Annotated in this window: 14 protein-coding genes and 3 pseudogenes; 3 read left to right on the top strand and 14 right to left on the bottom strand. The window is 67.4% G+C overall.

The genetic code is table 11. The features are described 5' to 3' along the window. A pseudogene (locus tag HB681_RS25395) lies at positions 1-1,144 on the bottom strand (hypothetical protein); the annotation flags it as partial. 429 nt (positions 1,145-1,573) lie between these two features. After that, positions 1,574-2,002, bottom strand: coding sequence for a GIY-YIG nuclease family protein (locus tag HB681_RS25390; RefSeq protein ID WP_213957637.1), 429 nt, complete (start codon positions 2,000-2,002; stop codon positions 1,574-1,576). A 12-nt stretch (positions 2,003-2,014) separates the two neighbouring features. Between HB681_RS25390 and HB681_RS25385 the strand changes: the two are divergent. Continuing rightward, positions 2,015-2,447 (top strand): annotated as a pseudogene (locus tag HB681_RS25385) (DDE-type integrase/transposase/recombinase); the annotation flags it as partial. A 59-nt stretch (positions 2,448-2,506) separates the two neighbouring features. Further along, a pseudogene (locus HB681_RS25380) lies at positions 2,507-2,968 on the top strand (alpha/beta hydrolase); the annotation flags it as partial. A 151-nt stretch (positions 2,969-3,119) separates the two neighbouring features. Here HB681_RS25380 and HB681_RS25375 read toward each other — a convergent pair. From HB681_RS25375 to HB681_RS25325, 11 genes are all read right to left on the bottom strand, one after another. After that, positions 3,120-4,424 (bottom strand): cytochrome c, encoded by a 1,305-nt coding sequence (locus tag HB681_RS25375; RefSeq protein ID WP_213957636.1) that lies wholly within the window; start codon positions 4,422-4,424, stop codon positions 3,120-3,122. Then, positions 4,421-6,679, bottom strand: coding sequence for a xanthine dehydrogenase family protein molybdopterin-binding subunit (locus tag HB681_RS25370; protein WP_213957635.1), 2,259 nt, complete (start codon positions 6,677-6,679; stop codon positions 4,421-4,423). The genes HB681_RS25375 and HB681_RS25370 overlap by 4 nt, the downstream gene beginning before the upstream one ends. After that, positions 6,676-7,179, bottom strand: a complete 504-nt coding sequence (locus HB681_RS25365) for a (2Fe-2S)-binding protein (RefSeq protein ID WP_213957634.1) — start codon at positions 7,177-7,179, stop codon at positions 6,676-6,678. The genes HB681_RS25370 and HB681_RS25365 overlap by 4 nt, the downstream gene beginning before the upstream one ends. Positions 7,180-7,357: 178 nt before the next feature. Continuing rightward, the gene (locus tag HB681_RS25360) at positions 7,358-8,242 is read right to left on the bottom strand and encodes an isocitrate lyase/PEP mutase family protein (RefSeq protein ID WP_213957633.1); all 885 of its coding nucleotides are present in this window, start codon (positions 8,240-8,242) and stop codon (positions 7,358-7,360) included. Next, positions 8,239-9,234 carry a tripartite tricarboxylate transporter substrate binding protein gene (locus HB681_RS25355; RefSeq protein ID WP_213957632.1) on the bottom strand — a complete coding sequence of 332 codons (996 nt, stop codon included), beginning with the start codon at positions 9,232-9,234 and terminating at the stop codon, positions 8,239-8,241. The genes HB681_RS25360 and HB681_RS25355 overlap by 4 nt, the downstream gene beginning before the upstream one ends. Before the next feature lies 1 nt (position 9,235). Continuing rightward, positions 9,236-10,057 carry an N-acyl homoserine lactonase family protein gene (locus HB681_RS25350; RefSeq protein WP_213957631.1) on the bottom strand — a complete coding sequence of 274 codons (822 nt, stop codon included), beginning with the start codon at positions 10,055-10,057 and terminating at the stop codon, positions 9,236-9,238. A 13-nt stretch (positions 10,058-10,070) separates the two neighbouring features. Continuing rightward, positions 10,071-11,441, bottom strand: coding sequence for an MmgE/PrpD family protein (locus HB681_RS25345; protein WP_213957630.1), 1,371 nt, complete (start codon positions 11,439-11,441; stop codon positions 10,071-10,073). A gap of 44 nt (positions 11,442-11,485) precedes the next feature. After that, entirely contained in the window at positions 11,486-12,895 is a 1,410-nt protein-coding gene (locus tag HB681_RS25340; protein WP_213957629.1) for an MmgE/PrpD family protein, read from the bottom strand. Between the two features lie 36 nt (positions 12,896-12,931). After that, complete coding sequence (locus HB681_RS25335; RefSeq protein WP_213957628.1) at positions 12,932-13,948, bottom strand: tripartite tricarboxylate transporter substrate binding protein; 1,017 nt, start codon at positions 13,946-13,948, stop codon at positions 12,932-12,934. 62 nt (positions 13,949-14,010) lie between these two features. Continuing rightward, positions 14,011-14,841 (bottom strand): N-acyl homoserine lactonase family protein, encoded by an 831-nt coding sequence (locus tag HB681_RS25330; protein ID WP_213957627.1) that lies wholly within the window; start codon positions 14,839-14,841, stop codon positions 14,011-14,013. Next, entirely contained in the window at positions 14,838-16,853 is a 2,016-nt protein-coding gene (locus tag HB681_RS25325) for an FAD-dependent oxidoreductase (protein ID WP_213957626.1), read from the bottom strand. The genes HB681_RS25330 and HB681_RS25325 overlap by 4 nt, the downstream gene beginning before the upstream one ends. A gap of 121 nt (positions 16,854-16,974) precedes the next feature. Between HB681_RS25325 and HB681_RS25320 the strand changes: the two genes are divergently transcribed. After that, positions 16,975-17,898, top strand: a complete 924-nt coding sequence (locus HB681_RS25320) for a LysR family transcriptional regulator (RefSeq protein ID WP_213957625.1) — start codon at positions 16,975-16,977, stop codon at positions 17,896-17,898. Here HB681_RS25320 and HB681_RS25315 read toward each other — a convergent pair. Continuing rightward, the gene (locus HB681_RS25315) at positions 17,886-19,319 is read right to left on the bottom strand and encodes an MmgE/PrpD family protein (protein WP_213957624.1); all 1,434 of its coding nucleotides are present in this window, start codon (positions 19,317-19,319) and stop codon (positions 17,886-17,888) included. The two genes, HB681_RS25320 and HB681_RS25315, sit on opposite strands and share 13 nt — an antisense overlap. Positions 19,320-19,337: the final 18 nt, after the last annotated feature.

The raw sequence follows: 19,337 nt of genomic DNA, 5'->3' as shown, positions 1-19,337 counted from the left end.
CCTGCCGAACCCTGAAGGCGAAAGCCCGCAACAACTGCTTGGCGTCGGCGTATGGCGTCGGTATCAGCGGGTGGCAGAGGCCCTTTGCAGCGAGTTCGTTGGAGATTTGGATAAGCGCGTCGCTGTGGCGGTGTCGGACGTGCAGCGCGGTGCGATACAAGCCGTCGCCGAAACAGTCATACAGGGTTGCCACTGCGCCATCAGGGGAGGATGCAGCAAGGTGTGCGGCCAGCATCGATTTGCCGACCCCGCCATCTGCGTGAATCAAAACTGGATGCCGGGCTGCAGTCAGCAACGCACGTGCTTCTTCGTACTGGCGCCTTGGCACCTCGACGTCTGGGCGCTGAACTTGGGCAGGGGCTGGGAAAAGCTCTTCCGGCGAAACCTTCAACGCGTGAAGCACATCGTGCTTGCGAACTGTTCGGTTAGAGTCTGTCAGAACCTTGCGAGTGACAAGCTCCTTGAGTTGCACAGGAGCGTCAAAGTCCGCATCGGCAAGATAGGCGGCTGCATCGCTGCTGAGAAGGTTTCTCTGGGACCAAACGTCGGGCTCATCGGCCTCAACGTGGAACAGTTCAAAGAACTTTGCGACGGCTGGACCGGTGAGTCCTGAATACTTGACAAGCAAATTTGCTTGCTCAGGTCGACGGGGTTCAACGTCATTGGCCAAGTCTGACAGCGTTTCCAATACGTCCTGGGCAACGGGGCGGTTCGTCAAGAACGTGAACTGCAGGCTGTTCTCCATTGCTCCTGCGCCAAGCTCTTCCTGGATTCTCGTAAACCTGCTTGCGAATCCTTCGACCGTCCGTTTGAGGCCACTAGCGGTCCAGGCTTTGCCTTTACTCTTCGCTGAGTGTTTCAGTTGAAAGTACTGGACCAGCGACGCGTCTGCCAACGACTCCGAGCCGAAGTAGAGAGCGACGTCGATTACCTCGAACCCTTCGTCAATCTCTTCCTCGCTAGTTTCACCTGAAGACGGTCCTTCAATGGTCACTGCTGCGAGTTCGCCGTCATCCAGGAGGCGGAGACACTGGCGCGCCGCCCAAAGGTAATGAAACTGGTCTCCTTCGCGGCTGGGGCCTACCGAGTCAAATCTCGCCATCTTTTGATTTTTGGCATCTAGTAGAGGTTGTTCTTCGAGCAAATCAGGTCCCGGAGTTGTCAGCTTTAAACACGCAGGGCGCAGGAAGGCGACGTCGGCTCCGAGGCGCGGGTCGGGGTAATCGTACTTTCCTTGCGGATTGATACGGTGGCGGGAGATTTCAGCTTGAAAATCAACAGCTTGCGTGAGACGTCTCTCGCGCAGAGATGGCCATCCGGAAGTGGTTGTCGCACAAAGGTTTTTTTGCGCAGACCGTATCAAATTTCACCGAAAGGACGATCACCCCTCGTAGCGACGAAGCTTACCGCCATCGCGTCGTCATAGGCATCGCCGACGGTTCCCGTCGATGGGCGGGCGCCCATTTATTTGACCGTGTGCCGAAGGCGATGCCGGGATGCTGATGTCCTGGGCGCCTTGACTGCCATAGTGCATCACGCCATCGGGATTGCGCTGTTGCACGAGGTACCCTTCTCACGCGGCGGAGCCACCTGCCGTTGGATGTGCGAGCGGGGCGGCCCGTGCATTCCAGTTTGAAAACTGATGCGTCGGCGCTCGTCCTGTCAGTTCGTAGTGGCAAGCAATCAAGTCGTTTTCAAACTCGAGCAGTGTTGCCTTAGACACGTCTGTCGCCAGTTTCACATACGAAATCTCGACGTGCCCTATCCCTCCAAATGTCCGCGCGTGTGACTTGACACGTTGCCCAAGTAGCAATGTCTCGCCGATGTACAAAAGCTCGGTGGTTCCGGGATGCCGCAACCGGTACACTGCGATCCCTTCGTGCGAGGGGCGAGCGTCCAGCGACCGCCACGGCGACCACTCCAAGCCCATCCAGTCGACACCCGCAGCCGTATCGCCTGCACGAATCAACGGCGCCGTTGATGCGGCGGCGGGCTTCCACAATGCCTGATCTAGTGGACCTATCTGTACCGGGCCGTCGATCGCGAGGGGCAGACGGTGGGCTTCCGTCTGAGCGCCAACCGCGATGTGAAGGCGGCCAAAGCATTCTGCACTGGAGACGCAAGGGCGAGCGCCGGTCAGCATCACGCTGGATGGCTATGCCGCCTCGCACCGCGCGGTGCGAGAGTTGCCCGCGCACAGCCCACGCTGGAAAGACACGCGGCTGCGATCGTCGAAGTACCTCAACAACATGATCGAGCAAGACCATCGAGGCGTGAAGTCACGCATCAACCCGATGCTCGGCTTCAAGGTCTTCGACCGTGCAGCGGTGACGATTGCCGGCGTCGAGTTGCTGGACCGAGTTCGCAAGGGTCAGTTCAATCTCGGTCGGCTGCATGTTTGGGGCCAAGCTGCGCCCGCGATCTGGAATGCCGTGCTTGCGGCATAACCTGAGCGGCCCCCCTGGAGACGTCACTCGGCTACCCCGAAACTTTGCACCAGAGCCCGGCCGAGTTGCAATGGTGGTACCAGTACTACTTCGCTACCGAGTGCGGCCGTGCGGGCTACAAAAACAATCGGCAAGAGTTCGCGAAACTGATCTGGCAGATCGCTTCACCCAAGCGGGCCTTCGATGCCGCCACCCTCGAACGAAGCGCGCGGGCATTCGACAACCCCGATCACGTGAGCATTGTTGTTCACAACTACCGCTGGCGGCTCGGCCTGGCAGATGGTGAAGCGAAGTATGCGGAACTCGAGAAACGCCTGGCACAGGGTCCGATCATTGGTGTGCCGACGACAACGCTCGAGGGGGATGCCAACGGTGCCCCCCATCTTGACCCCAGCGCGTACGCAAAGAAATTTTCGGGAACCTATGAACATCGGCCGGTCAGGGGTGGCATCGGGCACAACCTGCCCCAGGAGGCACCCGAGGCCTTTGCCGCCGCCGTCCTGGATGTCGCACGCCAATGAAGCATCGGGGCGAGCCGGCTCCGCAAATCCGAACACAGTGCCTGACGGTAGCCGACGACTTCGGCCACGAGTGCTGCCTGCCGCAGAACGTAGTCGTGCACAGTGACGCCGCAGTTGCAGCTGGGTCGCGGAGAAGAAACAGCGCGGGCCGCTACTGCGCTCTTTGCTTGCCCACCATCTCCGGCGTCACCCGTCCATCCTTGTTGCCGAACTGCGCGATCACATAGTTCGCGAGCGCGGCCACCTCGGTGTCGGTGTAGGCCTTGGCGAACGCCGGCATGTAGACATCGTTGTCGCGCACCCGCATGTTCACGCCCTGCAGGATCATCTGCGTCGCGTTGGCACCTTCGGGATCATTCACGCTGCGCGTGCCCAGCAACGACGCGAAAGGTGTCTGCTGCCCTTGGCCGTTCCACTGGTGGCAACTGGCGCAGGCCGCCGCGAAAAGTTTCAGGCCTGCCTCGTGACCTTCGGCCGTGTCCTTCGCCGGTGCAGCGATGCTCGATGCCACCGCCCACGGCGCCTTCGCGTCGATGGTCACCGGGTCCTTGCCCTCGTGCGCCGGCACGCTGCGCAGGTACGTGACCAGCGCGGCGGTGTCCTCGGGCTTCAGGTATTGCAGGCTGTGCTCGACGGCCTCGCCCATCGGCCCGCCGGCGGCGCCGCGCCCCTCGGCATGGCCGGTCGCCAGGTAGCTGGCCAGCTCGGGCTCGCTCCAGGCACCGACGCCGTACTTCGCATCCGAGGTGATGTTCCATGCGCGCCAGCCTTGCAGCGTCTCGCCGGCCAGGTCCTTGCTCTTTTCCATCGCGAACGCCAGGTTGCGCGGCGTGTGGCATTCGGCGCAATGGCCCAGCGCCGTGGCCAGGTAGGCGCCGTTGTTCCACTGCGCCGGCTTCGACGGATCGGCCGCGAAGCGCTCGCTCTTGAAGAAGGCCGCGTTCCAGAAACCCATGGCCCAGCGCTGGTTGAACGGAAAGCCCAGGTCGGGCTCCCGGTTCGGCAGGCTGACCTTGGGCAGGCTGAACAGGTAGGCCTTGATCGCCAGCACGTCGTTGCGGCTCAGTTGCGTGTAAGAGGTGTACGGGAACGCCGGGTACAGCCGCTGGCCGTCGCTGCGCACGCCGTCGTGCAGGGCACGCACGAACTGGTCGTCGGTCCAGCGGCCGATGCCGGTGTCGGGGTCCGCGGTGATGTTCGACGAATAGATCGTGCCGAAGGGCAGCACGAAGGGCACGCCGCCTGCGAAGGGCTCGCCCTTTTCCTTGACGGTGTGGCAGGCGAAGCAGTCCGCGGCCTTGGTGAGGTATTCGCCGCGCACCAGCAGCGGCGCATCGGGCGGTGCACCGGCCAGCGTCGGCGACTGGCCTTCCGAGCCATCGCTGCGGTTCAGGAAGAAATAGAGCCCCGCGCCGACGACCAGCAGCACAACGATCACCATCGACAGCCGCTTCATGCCCTGCTCCCTTCGATGACGCTGTCGCTGCCTCCGGCGGCCACCTTCTTCTTCAGCGCATCCTTGTCCTGCACCAGCAACGCGCGCCGCACCGGCAGCTCGCGCAGGCGCACGCCGGTGGCGGCAAAGATCGCGTTGGACAACGCGGGTGCCGCGATGGCGGTGCCGACCTCGCCGAGCCCGCCGGGGTCGGCCGTGCTCCTGACGGTGTGCACCTCGACGGTCGGCGCCTCGTTGATCCGCAGCATGCGGTAGTCGTGGAAGTTGCTCTGCTGGATCGCGCCGTTCTCGATCGTGATCTCGTTGTAGAGCGCCGCGCCCAGGCCGAACAGCAGGCCGCCCTGCACCTGGGCCTCGACCTGGTTGGCGTTGACCGCGATGCCGCAGTCGAGCGCCACCACGGCGCGCCGCATCCGCACCTCGCCCTGCGGCGTGACTTCGACCTCGAGCATGGCGCACACGCGGCTGCCGAACGCATCGCCGATCGCCACGCCGCGCCCGACGCGCGCGCCGGCGGGCTTTGCGCTCCAGCCCATCTTGTCGGCGGCCAGGTCGAGCAAGGCCAGCGTGCGCGGGTTCTTCTGCAGCATGGTGCGGCGGTAGGCCACCGGGTCCTGCTTCGCGCGCGCCGCCAGTTCGTCGATGAAGCTCTCGATCACGAACAGGTTGTGCGTCGGGCCGACGCCGCGCCACCAGCCCACATCCAGCCCGGGCGGCATGTCGTGGCGCACCCATTCGACCTTGCGATTCGGAAAGTCATAGGCCGGCTCGGCCACGCACTCGATCAGGTCGCCATCCATGCCGTCCTTGCCCATGAAGGCCGGCGCCCAGCGGCCGAGCACCGTGCCGCCACCGATGCGATCGCCGAACCACAGCAGCTTGCCGTCGCCGTCGACCACCGCCGAGATGTTGTCGTGGTACATCGGGCGCACCACGTCGTGCCGGATGTCTTCCTCGCGGGTCCACACCACCTTGAGCGGATACGGCACCTGCCTGGCGAAGGCCACCGCCTGCTCCACCGAATCGGTCTCCAGCCGCCGACCGAAGCCGCCGCCGAGGTACTGGTTGTGCAGCACGACCTTGTCTTCCGACAGGCCCGAGATCTTCGCGGCGACGCCCACGCAGCGCGACGGCACCTGCGTGCCGACCCAGATCTCGCACTTGCTCCCCGGCGTGACGTGCACGGTGGTGTTGAGCGGCTCCATCGTCGCGTGCGCCAGCATGGGCAACTGGTAGGTGGCCTCGACCAGCGTGCCATCGGGCTTCTTGCCGGCTTCCTTGCCGACGATGGACTTGCCATTCGCCAGGCTGTCGGCCAGCGCAGCGCGCAACTGTTTCGTCGTGAGCCCGGCGTTGCGGCCCGGCGTCCACTGGATCTTCAGCGCATCCATGCCCTGCTTCGCGGCCCAGAAATGCTCGCCGACGACCGCGACCGCGTTGGCGATGCGGATGACGTCGACTACGCCGGGGACGGCGCGCGCGGCCTTGTCGTCGACCGATGCCAGCAGTCCACCGAGCGTCGGGCTGGCCTTGACCGTCGCGACCTTCATGCCCGGCAGACGCACGTCGATGCCGAATTGCGTACCGCCGGTCACCTTGTCGGCCGAGTCGACGCGGCGCAGCGGCTTGCCGATCAACGTGAAGTCCTTCGGGTCCTTCAACTGCACCTTGCCAGGCATCGGCAGCTTTGCCGCGTCCGCCGCCAGCGCGCCAAAGCCCAACTCGCGGGCCGACGCCGCATGCTTCACCATGCCCCGCGCCACGGTGCATTCGGCTGCATCCACCTTCCACTGCGCCGCCGCTGCGCTCACCAGCAGCGTGCGCGCTACGGCGCCGGCCTCGCGCAGCACGCCCCAGGTACTGCGCGTGCTGGTCGAGCCACCGGTGATCTGGCCGCCAAGCAGCGGCATGCCGTAGAGCGCCTCGTTCGGCGGCGAATGCTCGACGCGAACCTGGTCGAGGTCGACGCCAAGCTCCTCGGCCACCAGCATCGCCGAGCCGGTGTAGATGCCCTGCCCCATCTCGACCATCGGCATCACCAGGCGCACGCCGCCGTCGGCATCGACGCGGATGAAGGCATTCGGCGCGAAGGCCGGGTTGCCGTCCGCCACCGCGGCTGCCGCGTCGGCCGGTTGCTGACGCGCCGCAATGGCGGCGACCGCCTTGCCCGCGCCGCCGAGCCAGGTGAAGGCGATCGACAGGCCGCCGGCCTTGAGAAACTGCCGCCGGCCGAGCGCCGCAACAGGCCGCGTCATGACGCGCTCCCGCCAATCGCCGGCCCGATCGACTGCAGCGCCTCGGGCTTGCCGCCCGCCGCCTGCTTGATCGCGGCGCGTATCCGCACGTAGGTCGCACAGCGGCAGACGTTCCCCGACATGGCCACGTCGATGTCGGCATCGCTGGGGTTGGGATTGCGCTGGATCAGCGCCGCGGCCGACATGATCTGGCCCGACTGGCAGTAGCCGCATTGCACGACATCGACGTCGAGCCAGGCCTTCTGCACCTGCTTGCCGCTGGCCGTCTCGGCCACGCCTTCGATGGTGGTGATGGCTTTCGCTCCCACCGCCGCGACCGGCAGCACGCACGAGCGGACGGCTTGCCCGTCGAGGTGCACGGTGCAGGCGCCACACTGCGCGATGCCGCAGCCGAACTTGGTGCCCGTCAGCCCGACGACATCGCGCAGGACCCACAGCAGCGGCATATCCTTCGGGACGTCGACGCTGTGTGGCTTGCCGTTGATTTGAAGGTCGATCATGGGAATCGCTTTCTTTCGGTCAGGTGAGCTCACCCAGGCAATTCGAAGGCCAGGGCCGTTCAGAAAGCATAGGTGGCCGTCGCACCCACCGCTTTCGAAGGGCTAATCGCTCCAAGCGTTGCCTTGCGCGCTTGACGGGCCTGGCCGAGCCCGCGAAGGTCGATGACGAGCGTTGGCTTTACAGATGCGCCTTCGCAATCCTGCCGGCGTACCGGCGTTCAAGCGCATCCAGCGCCGGCTTGCCGACCAGTCGCTGCCGCTCGGCGAACGACACGACGAGCGCCGGATCTTCGTGCAGGGTGCCCGTTTGCTTCAGCACACCCAGCGCCTTTTGCATGCCGGCCACCGCGCCCTGCAGTGCCGCGTTGGCGTACAGGACGAAGGCATAGCCGAGGCGGCCGAGTTCATCGGTGCCCGAGATGGGCGTCTTCCCGCCGATCACGAGGTTGATCACCTGTGGCGATGCCAGCCGCCGAGGCAGCGCCCCAACCTCTTCGGCCTGCGTGACGGCCTCGACGAAAAGGATGTCCGCACCCGCCTCGGCGAAGAGTGCCGCCCGTTCCAGCGCGGCCTCGAACCCGTACACCGCGCAGGCGTCGGTGCGCGCCAGGACCAGGAAGTCCGAATCGCGGCGCGCGTCGACCGCCGCCTTGATCTTGCTCACGGCTTCGGCGGTCGAGATCACGTCCTTGCCCGCGAAGTGGCCGCAACGTTTGGGCGAGACCTGGTCCTCCAGCTGGATGCAGTCGGCGCCCGCGCGCTCGAGCGTGCGCACCGTGTGCCGCACGTTCAGCGCGTTGCCGAAGCCCGTGTCGGCATCGACGATCAGCGGGAGCTCAACGGCATCCCGGATGCGGGCGGTGTGGTCGGCGATCTCGGCGAGCCCCATGAAGCCCTGGTCCGGCAGGCCGAACCACATGTTCGTGACGCCCGCACCGGTGACGTAGAGCGCCTCGAAGCCCAGGTCCTCGATCACGCGGGCCGACAGCGCGTTGAACGCGCCGGGCACCAGCACGCCGCGGCGCGCCTCGGCCAGCGCGCGCAGCTTCTGGCGTGGCGTCATTGCTCGACCCTTGCGCCAGACTCGCGGGCGATGGCGCCCCAGCGCAGCAGCTCGTCCTTGAAGAACTTGTCGAAAGCGGCCGTCGAGGGCTGCAAGAACGGCTCCATCGCGTTGTCCTGCAGTTGCTTGACGACCCGCGGCGTCTGCATCACCTTGGTGAGCGCCGCGAAGAGCTTGTCCACGACCGGCTGGGGTGTCCTGGCCGGCGCCATCACCGCGAACCAGTTCACCGCGATCAGGCCCGGGTTGCCCGCCTCCTTGGCACTGGGCACGTTGGGCAGTGCCGACGAACGCTTGTCGTCGGCCATGACGATCGGGCGAAGCCGTCCGTCGCGCACACCGGGCAGCAGCGCCGGCAGGTCCATCACGACGCCGTCAACATGGCCGCCCATGGCATCGGTGATGGCCGGGCCGGCGCCCTTGTAGGGCACGTGCACGATCTTGCCCTTGGACGCCTTGCGCAGCAGCTCGATCGCCAGGTGCGGCAAGCCGCCATTGCCCGACGAGGCCAGCGTGACATCGCGCTGCTGCGACAGCGCGATCAGCTCGGCCAGCGAGTTCACCTTGACCGACGAATGCATCGCCACCAGCTCGCTGGTGGATGCGACGGTCGTGATGCCGGTCAGGTCCTTCAGCGGGTCGAAGGGCATCTTGGGATAGGTGCTCGGGCTGATCGCGAGCGGGCTGGCGCTGCCCAGCGTGATGGTGTAGCCGTCCGGCGTCGAGCGGACGACGTGGTCGGTGCCCAGGATCGCGTTGGCACCGGGACGGTTCTCGACGACGACCGGTACGCCGAGCACTTCGCCCAGCGGCTGGGCAATGATGCGCGCGACGATGTCGTTGGAGCCGCCGGGCGGGAAGCCGACCACCAGTGTGATGGCCTTGCTCGGATACGCGCCCTGCGCGAAGGCGTGCGCGCCCAGGGCCAGAAGGCCCGCGCCGAGTGCCAATGCGCGCAGCATGCGCGGGGGGGTTGGGAATGAACGGAACATCTCAGCTTTCCTTTGATTGTTGTGGGGGGAGCGGCGGCAGGTCCAGCCGTGCAGCCCAGCCTTCGAGGCCCTCTTCTGCCGGGTAGCGCTCGATCACCAGCGGATCATGGCCGGGCACGATGTGCGCTGGCGACGCGGCCAGCTCGCGCATGCGGCGGTAGCCCTGCAGGACCTCGCCGACGTGGTAGACCAGCGGGAAGCAGCTGTCGCGCTCCACATGCTCGTAGAAGTGGCTCGCATCCGACGCCAGCACGACGGTACCGCGGGCGGTGGCGACGCTCACCACCTGCAAGCCCATCGTATGGCCGCCCAGGCGGTGCAGGCCGATGCCCGGGGCGAGTGGGGCGTCGCCGTCGTGGAAGCACACCCGGTCGGCGTAGACCAGCCGCACCAGTCCGGCCACGTGGTCGGGCTCGAATGGGCGGCGGAAGGTCTCGCAGCCCATGCAACGGCCGGTGGCGAAGCGCATCTCGTCGTCCTGCAGGTGGAAACGCGCCTGTGGGAATGCCTCGAAGCAGCCGACGTGGTCGTTGTGCAGGTGCGTGATGACCACGTCCTGCACGGCGGCCGCATCGACGCCGGCCGCAGCCAGGGCATCGACCGGATGGCGCAGCAGCCGGCGGTGGCGCTTGAGGGCCATGTCCTCGCCGAAGCCGGTGTCGACCACCACGGTGCGGCCCTGCCCGCGCACGACCCACAGGTAGTAGGCCATCGGCATCGGCGCGTCATGCGCGTCGCCGCCGATGAAGTTGGCGCTGCGCAGGGCGTCGCGCTCGGCGTAGCGCAGCGCGAGCACCTGGTAGTGCGCAGGGCCTGTGGTCATGGGTAAACGCTTCTCAAAGCGCTTCGGCGACAGCCTGGCGGCTCGCCTTCGGCGCCGTCTGGGCCATCAGGTCGCCGATCTTGCCGACTTTCTCGATGCCGCCCGCCAGCGATGCCAGCCTGGCCGAGCGCTCGTCGCCGAGGATGGGCCGCGTCAGGCTGTCGAACTTGGCGCGCAATTCGGCGTCGTTCATCGGGTTCTGGATCGAGCCCTTCGGATAGTCGACCTGCGCCACATGGCGCGTGCCGTCGCTCAGTTCGAGCGACATGCGGCACGACACGCCGCGCGGCAGCGAGGGTTCCAGGGTCACCTGCACCATCTCCGACAGGCGCCGGATCATCGGCTCGCCCAGGCGTTCGTTCTTGTACTGGTCGAACAGCGCCTGGCCGTCGGTCAGCGCAACCGCCACCGAGTACGGCAGGCTGACCTGTGCCTCGTGATAGGTCTTCGGCTTGGCATTGAGGTGGTAGTCGCCCCAGTCGGGGTGCCGCTCCATCGTGATGGAACGAACGCTGTCGAGCACGATGCCCTTCTTGCGGATCTCCAGCGCGCAATCGATCGCGTTGTGGATCGGCCGGGCGCATGAATAGGGCTTGAACTCGATGTCGAGCTGGAACGGCCGGTCGAGGTCGGCCAGCATCTGGTCGGGATGCGCTTGGTCGGTGAAGGCTTTTAGAAAGCCGCGCTCGCCGTCGAAGATGGTCGCGGCGCCGGTGAAGCCCAACTGCGCCATCATCGCGGCGGTCACGCCGTTGCGCGCAGCCGGGCCCGGGTTGAAGCGCTTTTGCATCGACGGCCCGTACATCTCCATCAGCCCGCTGGACTGCGCGCCGGCCAGGCCGAGCGCCGAGACGATCTGCTCGCGATCGAGCTTCAACAGCGTGGCCGCCGCCACGGTGGCACCGAACACGCCGCAGGTCGGCGTCGTGTGGTAGCCGCGGTTGCGCAGCGACGGATTCGAGCCGCGGCTGACGCGCTCCATCATTTCGCAGCCGGCGGCCAGTGCGCGAAGCAGTTCCTCGCCGCTGGCGCCCACGGCTTCGGCGACGGCCAGCGCCGACGAATACACCGGCGGGCTGAAATGGAACAAGGCCAGCACGTCGATGTCGTCGAGCTCGACGCTGTGCGACGAGATGGCATTGGCGAACGCGGCATGCACCGACGACGCGCGCCGCCCGTCGCCGATCAGCGTCACGGCCGGACCGCCACCGACGGTGGCCGCGAATTCGCGCGCGATGCGGCCGCTGCCGGTCTGGCTGCCGCCGACGCCGACGCCTAGGTAGTCCAGCAGCAGCCGCTTGACGGCAGTGCGGGTCGCGTCGGTGATGGTGCCGCCCTGGAAGCGGTGGAAATGGTCGGCCAAGGTTTCGGCGATTGTGCTCATGTGGATATGTCTGCAGGTTGAGAAAGGAAAAAGGGACGGTGGCATCAGGCACCTGGCCTGCGCGCTGCCAGCAGGCGCAGCAGCGGCCGCACGTCGGCGGAGGTATCGAGTTCGGCGACCAGGCCGACGACGCGGTCGATGTCGCCCGGCGACAGGCAATCAGCGACGACGTTGCGGAACTTCACTTCCACCTCGGCGTCGCTCAGCGGGTTCTCGGGGCTGCCGCGACGGTGCAGGATCTCGCGCTCGAAGCCGCGGCCCTCGCGCGTCCTCACTTTCACGCGGGCGGCGTGGCGGAAGGCCGGCCCCATCGCGTCGATCCCTGCGTCGGCATGGGCGCGGATGCGCGCGATGAAGGCGAAGATGCGCGGGTCCTTCAGCCGGTCCTCCCGGTACTGCGCCACGAAGGCCACGCCGTCGAGCGCGATGACCGCCAGGCCGTAGAACAGGTTCATCTGGGCGGCGGTGACGCCCTGCGCCTTGTACTCCCAGGCGCAGTGCACGTAGGTCATGTGGCTCATGCCGACATCGACCGTCTCGATGTCATCGGCGCCAAGCCCTTGCGCATCCATCAACTGGCGCAGCGCGTCCATCGCGGCGTGGATGCTGGTCACGCTGGCGTGCGGCTTGTAGCCGACCTTGGCCGCTTCCCATTCGGTGCCGAGGCCGGCCGTCAGGCGCGCTGCGTCGGGCTTGTCGGAGTAGCTGCTCAGGTAGCCGCCATAGGACGCTTCGAGCACGTCCGTGATGCCGGTGAAGCCGCGTTGCGCGAGCTGCGCGGAATACACGCCGCTCTGCGCCGCCCGGCCGGCATGGAAGCGCTTGACCATCGCGCCCTCCTGCGCGGCCATGAGGCCACCGGCCTGCGAGCCGACGATGCCGAGCGCGTGCTGCATCTGCCCGGCGTCGAGCCCGAGCGTCCAGCCGGCGGTGGCGGCGGCGACGAACACGCCCGACGTGCCTTGCGGGTGGAAGCCGCGAAAGAACAGGCTCATGGTCGCGGCATTGCCGACGCGCGTGCCGATCTCGTAGCCGCAGGCCAGGGCGGTGAGGAACCGACGACCGTCGCAGGCCGTATCTTCAGCCTCGACCAGCGCCGCCGCGACCGGCAGCGCGATCGAGCCGGCATGCACGATCGATTCCTTGTGGATGTCGTCGAGCTCGAAAGCATGGCCGGCGGTGCCGTTGACCAGCGCCGCCCCGGCGGCCGAAGCCCCGCGGCCCGTTCCGAAGAGCGAAGCCGCAGGCCTCGCGCCTTCTTCCTCCACCATCTGCTGCACGTGCTGCGTCCAGGGCAGCGTCATGCCGTAGAGGCAGCAGCCGATGCTGTCGAGCAGGCTGGTCTTCATGCGGCCGATCACGGACGGCGGAAGTTGTTCGTACCGCAGGCCGGCCGCGAAGGCCGCGAGCGTGGCGGTGGCGTCGGGCAGCAGAGAAGGGGCGTTGTCGCTCATCGTCGGAGGTCGTTGGAAAGGTAGAAGGGAAAGGTGTCATTCGAGGCGGGTGCCCGACGCGGCGATGGCCTTGGCCCACTTGGCGTACTCCTGCCGCATGAACTCGGCCGTCTTCTGCGGGCCGGCGTTGATCACCTGCACGCCCGCCTTCTGCAGTTGGTCCTTCAGGTCGGGCGTCTTGAGTGCGGCGTCCATGGCCGCGTAGAGCTTGTCGACGATGGGCTGCGGCGTCTTCGCGGGCGCGAGCGCCACGTACCACGTGGTGACGGCGTAGTCCTTGATGCCGCTCTCGGCGACCGTCGGGATGTCGGGTGCCATCGGCGAGCGTCGCAGGCCGGTCTGGCCCAGCGCGCGAAGCCGGTCCGCGCGGATGTTGGCCAGGCTTTCCGCGATAGGCTGCATCGTCAGGTCGGTGGTGCCTGCGAGCGTGTCGTTCATCGCCGGTCCCCCGCCCCTGTAAGGCACGTGGATGTAGCTCAGTTGCCCCATCGTGCGCAACACATCCATGGCCAGGTGCGACGAGCTGCCGTTGCCCGAGCTCGCGAAGCGCAGGCTGTCGGGATTGGCCTTGGCCGCGGCCTGCAGGTCCGCGATGCTGCGGATCGGCAGCTTGGGGTTGACCATCAGCACGAGCGGCGCGTCGCCCACCAGGCCGATGGGCTGGAACGCATCCCAGTTGTAGGGCACCTTGCTGTAGATGTGCGGATTGATGACCACCCCGGGGGTGCTGAACACCAGCGTGTAGCCATCGGGCTCGGCGTTGGACGCGGCATCGAACGCGATGTTGCCGCCCGCGCCAGGACGGTTGTCGACGACGAAGTTCCAACCGGTCTGCTGGGTCATCGCATGCGTGACGAAGCGCGCGACGATGTCGGCGCTGCCGCCGGCGGGGAAGGCGACCAGCACGCGGATCGGCCGCGAGGGATAGTTGTCCTGCGCCGCCGCGGTGCCCGGCAGCGCGGCAAGAACCGCGGCCGCGCCACCGAGCAGCAGCAACAGTTGCCGTCGGCGCGCCGTGCGGCGCAACGTGGAGCAACGGGGGAATTCGGTCATGGCGGGTCTCCGTTCGTCTTCGTGATGGATGTTCGGGATCAGGTGCGGCAGGGGCCGGGGCCTCATTCGCAGGGATCGACGTCGAGCCGTACCGCGATGCCCTCGAGCGCGGCCGAGGCGGCCGGGTAGCGCTGCATCACCAGCGGATCGTGGCCGGGGACGATGCGGCGCTCGTCGCCGTCGGCGAGTTCACGCAGGCGACGATAGCCCTCGATCACCGCGCCGACGTTGAAGACGGTCGTGAAGACGCGGTAGCGTTCGAAGTGCTCGTAGTAGTGGCTGGTGTCCGAGGCCAGCACGACCCAGCCGCGCGCCGTGTGCACGCGCACGCACTGGAGGCCGTCTGTATGGCCGCCGATGCGGTGCACCGAGATGCCGGGCGCCAACTCCGCATCACCGTCGTGGAAGACCACGCGATCCTGGAACACCAGCCGCACCATGCCGGTCACCTCGTCGACCTCGTAGCCATGGTTGAACTGGCCATGGCACATGTGGCGGCCGGTGGCGTAGGCCATCTCGGCGTCCTGCAGGTGGAAGCGGGCCGCGGGGAAGTCGGCGTAGGTGCCGACATGGTCGTAGTGCAGGTGGCTGATGATGACGTCCTGCACCTTGGCGGCATCGACATCGAGCAGGCCCAGCCCCTGCGCGGGAAGGCGCAGCAGCGTGCGGCCGCGCTTGGCCGCGACCTCGGGGCCGAAGCCGGTGTCGATGACGAAGGTGTGCTCGGGGCTGCGGGCCAGCCACACGAAGTAGTCCATCGGCATCGGCGCGTCGTGCGCGTCGCCGCCGATGAAGTTCTTCGCACGGGTGCCACCGCGCGTGGCGTAGCGGATCGCGTAGACCTCGTAGCGGCGCAAGGCCTGGGCAGCGGGAGTCGCTCGGATGTCGGTCATGCGGCTTTCTTCTCCATGGATGTCGTGGCGGCTTCGCCCGCCGAGCGTTCGGCGTCGTGGTGGATCGCGAGTGCGGCCATCCAGCCGTCGCGCACCGCGGCGAGGAAGTCGCCGGGCCGCTGGCAATCGCCGATCCGCTCATGCGGCACGCTGGCCGCCTCGACCTCTGCCAGCGAGACACTCTCCGGCCGGGGGCCAGTCGCGAAGATCAGCGCCTCGCCAATCGGCAACGCCTCGGGCGCACCGTCGCCCTGCTGCAGCACCACCGTGCGGTCCCTCAGCTCGACGATGCGGGCGTTGGTGTGCAGCTCGGCCACCGGCCCGATCCGCTCGACCAGCTCCAGCCGGTTGTTGCGCGCCATGCCGTTGGCCAGCACGCCGAACTGCTCGATCACGCGGATGCGACAGCCTCGCACCCGCAGCAGGTCCGCCAGCTCCAGGCCGACCATGCCGCCGCCAACCACGGTCACGAGCGCGCCTTCTCGCACGAGTCCCGGCTCGGCCAGCACCTCCCAGGCGTGGCGCACCGGCAGGTCCGCCGCCAGGCCCGACACGTCCACCGGTGGCGGCCGCATCTGCGCGCCGGTGGCGACGAGCACGAAGTCGGGTGCGAAGGCGCGGATGCGCGCCGCGTTCGCATTCACGCCAGTACGGATCGGAACGCCGAGCCGTTCGCATTCCTGCAGCCTGTAGGTCCACACCGGCGCCACCTGGTCCTTGTCGGGCGCGGCCAGCGCCAGCGGCACCTGGCCACCCGGCTGCGCCGCCTTGTCCCACACCTCGACCGCGTGCCCGTGCGCCGCGAGCGCGCGCGCCGCCTCGAGCCCCGCCACGCCCGCGCCGAGCACCAGCACGCGCCGGCGGTGCACCGCTGCGATGGGATCGGGCTGCGCATGCTCGAGCGTCTCGAACTCCGTGCCGACCATCGGGTTCTGCACGCAGCTCACGTCCTTCTCCAGCGTCAGGCGCTCGAAGCAGACGTTGCAGGCAATGCAGGCGCGAATCGGAGATGTCATGCGGCCGAAGGCTTTCAGCGGCCAGTGCGGGTCGCAGTACAGCGCGCGGCCGAGCGAAACGAAATCGGCACTGCCCGAGGCGAGCACCGCCTCGGCGTCGGCCGGCTCGACGATGCGTCCGGCCACGAACACCGGGATGTCGACGGCGTCCTTGATCGGCTTGGAGATCGGCGCGAGACAGCCACGGGGAAAGGACGGCGGCTGGATGCAGAACTTCGACAGTTGCGGGCTCTCGTTGCTGCCGCCCGAGACATCGATCGCCTCGACGCCGGCACGCTCCAGCGCCCGGGCCAGCGCGACGATCTCCAGCTCGGTGTAGCCGCCTTCGGCGAACTCGCTGCCGCACAGCCGCACGACCAGGCTCAGGGACGGCAAGGCCGACTTCATGCGGTCCACCGTCTCCAGCAGGAAGCGCATGCGGTTGTCCAGCGAGCCGCCGTATTCGTCGCTGCGGTGGTTGACCCGCGGGCTGAAGAACTGCTGGAACAGGTAGCCGTTGGCCGCGTGGATCTCCACGCCGTCGTAGCCCGCACGCTGCAGCCGGCGGGCCGCCGCGACGAAGAGCTTCTGGATGTCGACGATCTCGCTCTTGCCGAGCGGTCGCACCGCATCGCCGGTATTCGGATTGACCCAAGGCGAGGGGCCGACCGGCTCCATGTTCAGCACGAAGCGGCGCAGCAGGCCGCCGCGATGGTTGAGCTGGCCGAACACCAGGCAGTCGTGCGCCTTGATCGCATCGACGATGCTGGCCAACCCCGGAATGAATCGGTCGTGGTAGCAGCACAGCGAGTTGTTGTGCGGCCGGGCGTGCTCGGTCACGACCATCGCCTCGGTCATGATCATCGCGACGCCGCCACGCGCCCGTTCGGCGTAGTAGGCGCGGTCGCGCTCGGTCGACAGGCCGTCCGTGGTGCTGTAGTTGGAGCCCATCGGGGCCATCAGCACCCGGTTTTTCAGGGTGAAGCGACCGATGCGGCCGGGTTGCGCCAAAAGCATTCTTCTTGTCTCCATCAAAGGGCGCCGGGCCAAGGGCCGACGACACAAGACCCATCCTATTGATGTCGTCCAAGAAGATAAACGGGTCTCCGTGACATACACTGATGAATAATTTTCCGCAATGGAGGCTCCGGTGTGGGACCTGAACGGCTTGCGAGTCTTCGAGCGTGTCGCTGAAACGCTGAGCTTCACGCGCGCGGCCGATTCGCTGGGGCTGACGCCCTCGGCCGTCAGCAAGGCAATGACGCGGCTGGAAAACGAACTGGGCGTTCGCCTGCTCCACCGCACGACGCGGTCGCTGAACCTCACGGCCGACGGCACCAGCTTTCACGAGCGCTGTCGATCGGTGCTGACCGAGATTGCCGATGCCGAAGCCGCGCTGACGCGCACCCGCACGCTGGCGCAGGGCCGGCTGCGCGTGCAGATGCCGGTCGGTTTCGGGCGGCGCGTCGTCATGCCGGCGCTGCACGACTTCAGCCGCGACTATCCCGGCATCGTGGTCGACGTCGAACTGAGCGACCGGATCACGGACGTGATCCACGAGGGCCTGGACGCTGCGGTGACGATCGGGCCGCCGGCCGACACGCGGCTGATCGCGCGGCGGCTGTGCCGGCTGAGCTTTCATGCCTTCGCCTCGCCGGCCTACCTGGCCGAGCACGGCGAGCCTGTGACGCCGGATGATCTCGACGCCCATCACTGCCTCGCCTACGTGCTGCCGCAGACGGGCCGCTACCGCGACTGGGTGTTCATGCGCGACGGCAAGAGCTACGTCAGGTCGCCGGCCGGACGTCTGAACGTCAACAATGCCGAGTCGCTGCTGGAGGCGGCGATCGCGGGTGTGGGCATCGTGATGGTGAGCACCTTCATCGCGGCAGCGTCAGTGCGGGCCGGACAACTGCAGTCGGTGCTGCGCGACTACGTTGGCGTGGGGCCCGAGGTGTTCGTCGCCTATCCGCCGAACCGCAACCTCTCGGCCCGGGTGCGCGCGTTCGTCGATTTCCTCGATGAGCTGATGCCTGCGTATGCGGACCTTCACGGGTTGTGAACGTCCCCTGAGATCCGTGCCTCGCTCAGCCGCTCGGCCAGCGGCGTGACCGAGGGGCCCTCGAACAGGCAGCGCGCGCTTTCGAGGATTCCGTCAGCGGCATCGTCCCCCACCGCGGCCGACGCGAGTGACGCGTATTTGCGCTCGACCTGCGCGGCCGACATCGGGTTCTCCGGCATGCCACTCGAGTAATCGACCTTCTTCGAGAAGCGCCGCCCGTCCCGCGCAAGCACCGTCAGGCGGCCGCCGTAGACCTCGGGATAGGCGCGGTCCACCTCATCGTCGATCTCGATATTGACCCGGCGGGCCAGCGCGCAGACCCGGGCCTCGACGATGCGCTCGGGCGTGAACTGCGGCAGGTACGCGCCGCCGTCGCAGATCGCCACCGCCACGTTGTAGCGCAGGCTCATCTGCGCGTTGAGCACCGAGTCGGCACGGTACTCGAAGCCGGTCTGCGTGTCGACGACCGCGGCCACGCCGGCGATCACCTGCTCGATGTCGTCGACGTGCAACCCGTGCTCGCTCATCAGCGCCATCGCCGCATCGACACAGGCGTGGTTGCTGCCGCAGCAGGCGTAGGGCTTGAAGCAGGTCTCCTCGGTGTGCCAGCGCGCGCCGAGTTCTTCGGTGATCTTCCAGGGGCGCGGCGTGTCGCTCATGCAGAACAGGAAGCCGCCGTCGACGGCCTCCAGGATCTTGCGCGGCCCGACGAAGCCGCGTTGCGCCAGCAGCGCCGCGGTGATGCCGTCCTGTGCCGCGCGGCCAGGGTGCATGCGCTTGCTCATCGAGCCGTCGCTGGTGAAGGCCCAGGTGCCGGCCGACTGCGTGCCGGCCAGGCCGAGCGCGCTGGCCGTCGTCTCGGCGTCGAGCCCCAGCAGGACGGCCGCCGTGGCGGCTGCCGCGAAGGTGCCGCACGTCCCTGTCAAATGCCATCCGCGCATCCGGGCGCGCGACGGGTTCGCTGCCTGGCTGACCCGGTTCATCGTCTCGTAGCCCGCGGCCATCGCCGCGAGGATCTGCGCTCCGCTGGCACCGACCCGTTCGGCCAATGCCAGCGCCGTGGGCACCACCACCGCGCCGGGATGGATCTTCGCCCGGCTGTGGTCGTCGAAGTCGAAGCTGTGCACCGCCGTCGCCGCCGCCAACGCCGCATGGCCGGCGCTGACGCGGACGCCACCGCACCACAGCGCGGCTTCCGGAGGACCGCCCTGCTCGGCCGCAAAGCCCGCCATCGTGCGGCCCCACGCGGTCGTCAGCCCGTACAGGCCGCAGCCAAGCGCGTCGATCAGCGCCTGCTGCAGAACAGCGCGCGTCTTCGCCGGCAGTGCCTCCGCCCGAAGTCCGGCGACGAAGCGCGCCAACTCGCGCGTGATGCCATCATGCTGCGCCGACAGCACCTTCCATGCGTCCAGGTTGTCCATCCCGGCATCGTAGGGATG

Source organism: Variovorax sp. dw_954, from assembly GCF_018449755.1.
GTDB lineage: Bacteria > Pseudomonadota > Gammaproteobacteria > Burkholderiales > Burkholderiaceae_C > Variovorax.
This window is presented reverse-complemented; position numbering and strand designations above follow the sequence as displayed.

Bases quoted from the DNA above. Each gene is read 5' to 3' on its own strand.
- HB681_RS25365 (WP_213957634.1), bottom strand. From the start codon at position 7,179: ATGATCGACCTTCAAATCAACGGCAAGCCACACAGCGTCGACGTCCCG.
- HB681_RS25345 (WP_213957630.1), bottom strand. From the start codon at position 11,441: ATGAGCACAATCGCCGAAACCTTGGCCGACCATTTCCACCGCTTCCAG.
- HB681_RS25335 (WP_213957628.1), bottom strand. From the start codon at position 13,948: ATGACCGAATTCCCCCGTTGCTCCACGTTGCGCCGCACGGCGCGCCGA.
- HB681_RS25315 (WP_213957624.1), bottom strand. From the start codon at position 19,319: ATGGACAACCTGGACGCATGGAAGGTGCTGTCGGCGCAGCATGATGGC.
- HB681_RS25360 (WP_213957633.1), bottom strand. From the start codon at position 8,242: ATGACGCCACGCCAGAAGCTGCGCGCGCTGGCCGAGGCGCGCCGCGGC.
- HB681_RS25375 (WP_213957636.1), bottom strand. From the start codon at position 4,424: ATGAAGCGGCTGTCGATGGTGATCGTTGTGCTGCTGGTCGTCGGCGCG.
- HB681_RS25320 (WP_213957625.1), top strand. From the start codon at position 16,975: ATGGAGGCTCCGGTGTGGGACCTGAACGGCTTGCGAGTCTTCGAGCGT.
- HB681_RS25340 (WP_213957629.1), bottom strand. From the start codon at position 12,895: ATGAGCGACAACGCCCCTTCTCTGCTGCCCGACGCCACCGCCACGCTC.
- HB681_RS25355 (WP_213957632.1), bottom strand. From the start codon at position 9,234: ATGTTCCGTTCATTCCCAACCCCCCCGCGCATGCTGCGCGCATTGGCA.
- HB681_RS25325 (WP_213957626.1), bottom strand. From the start codon at position 16,853: ATGCTTTTGGCGCAACCCGGCCGCATCGGTCGCTTCACCCTGAAAAAC.
- HB681_RS25350 (WP_213957631.1), bottom strand. From the start codon at position 10,057: ATGACCACAGGCCCTGCGCACTACCAGGTGCTCGCGCTGCGCTACGCC.
- HB681_RS25330 (WP_213957627.1), bottom strand. From the start codon at position 14,841: ATGACCGACATCCGAGCGACTCCCGCTGCCCAGGCCTTGCGCCGCTAC.
- HB681_RS25370 (WP_213957635.1), bottom strand. From the start codon at position 6,679: ATGACGCGGCCTGTTGCGGCGCTCGGCCGGCGGCAGTTTCTCAAGGCC.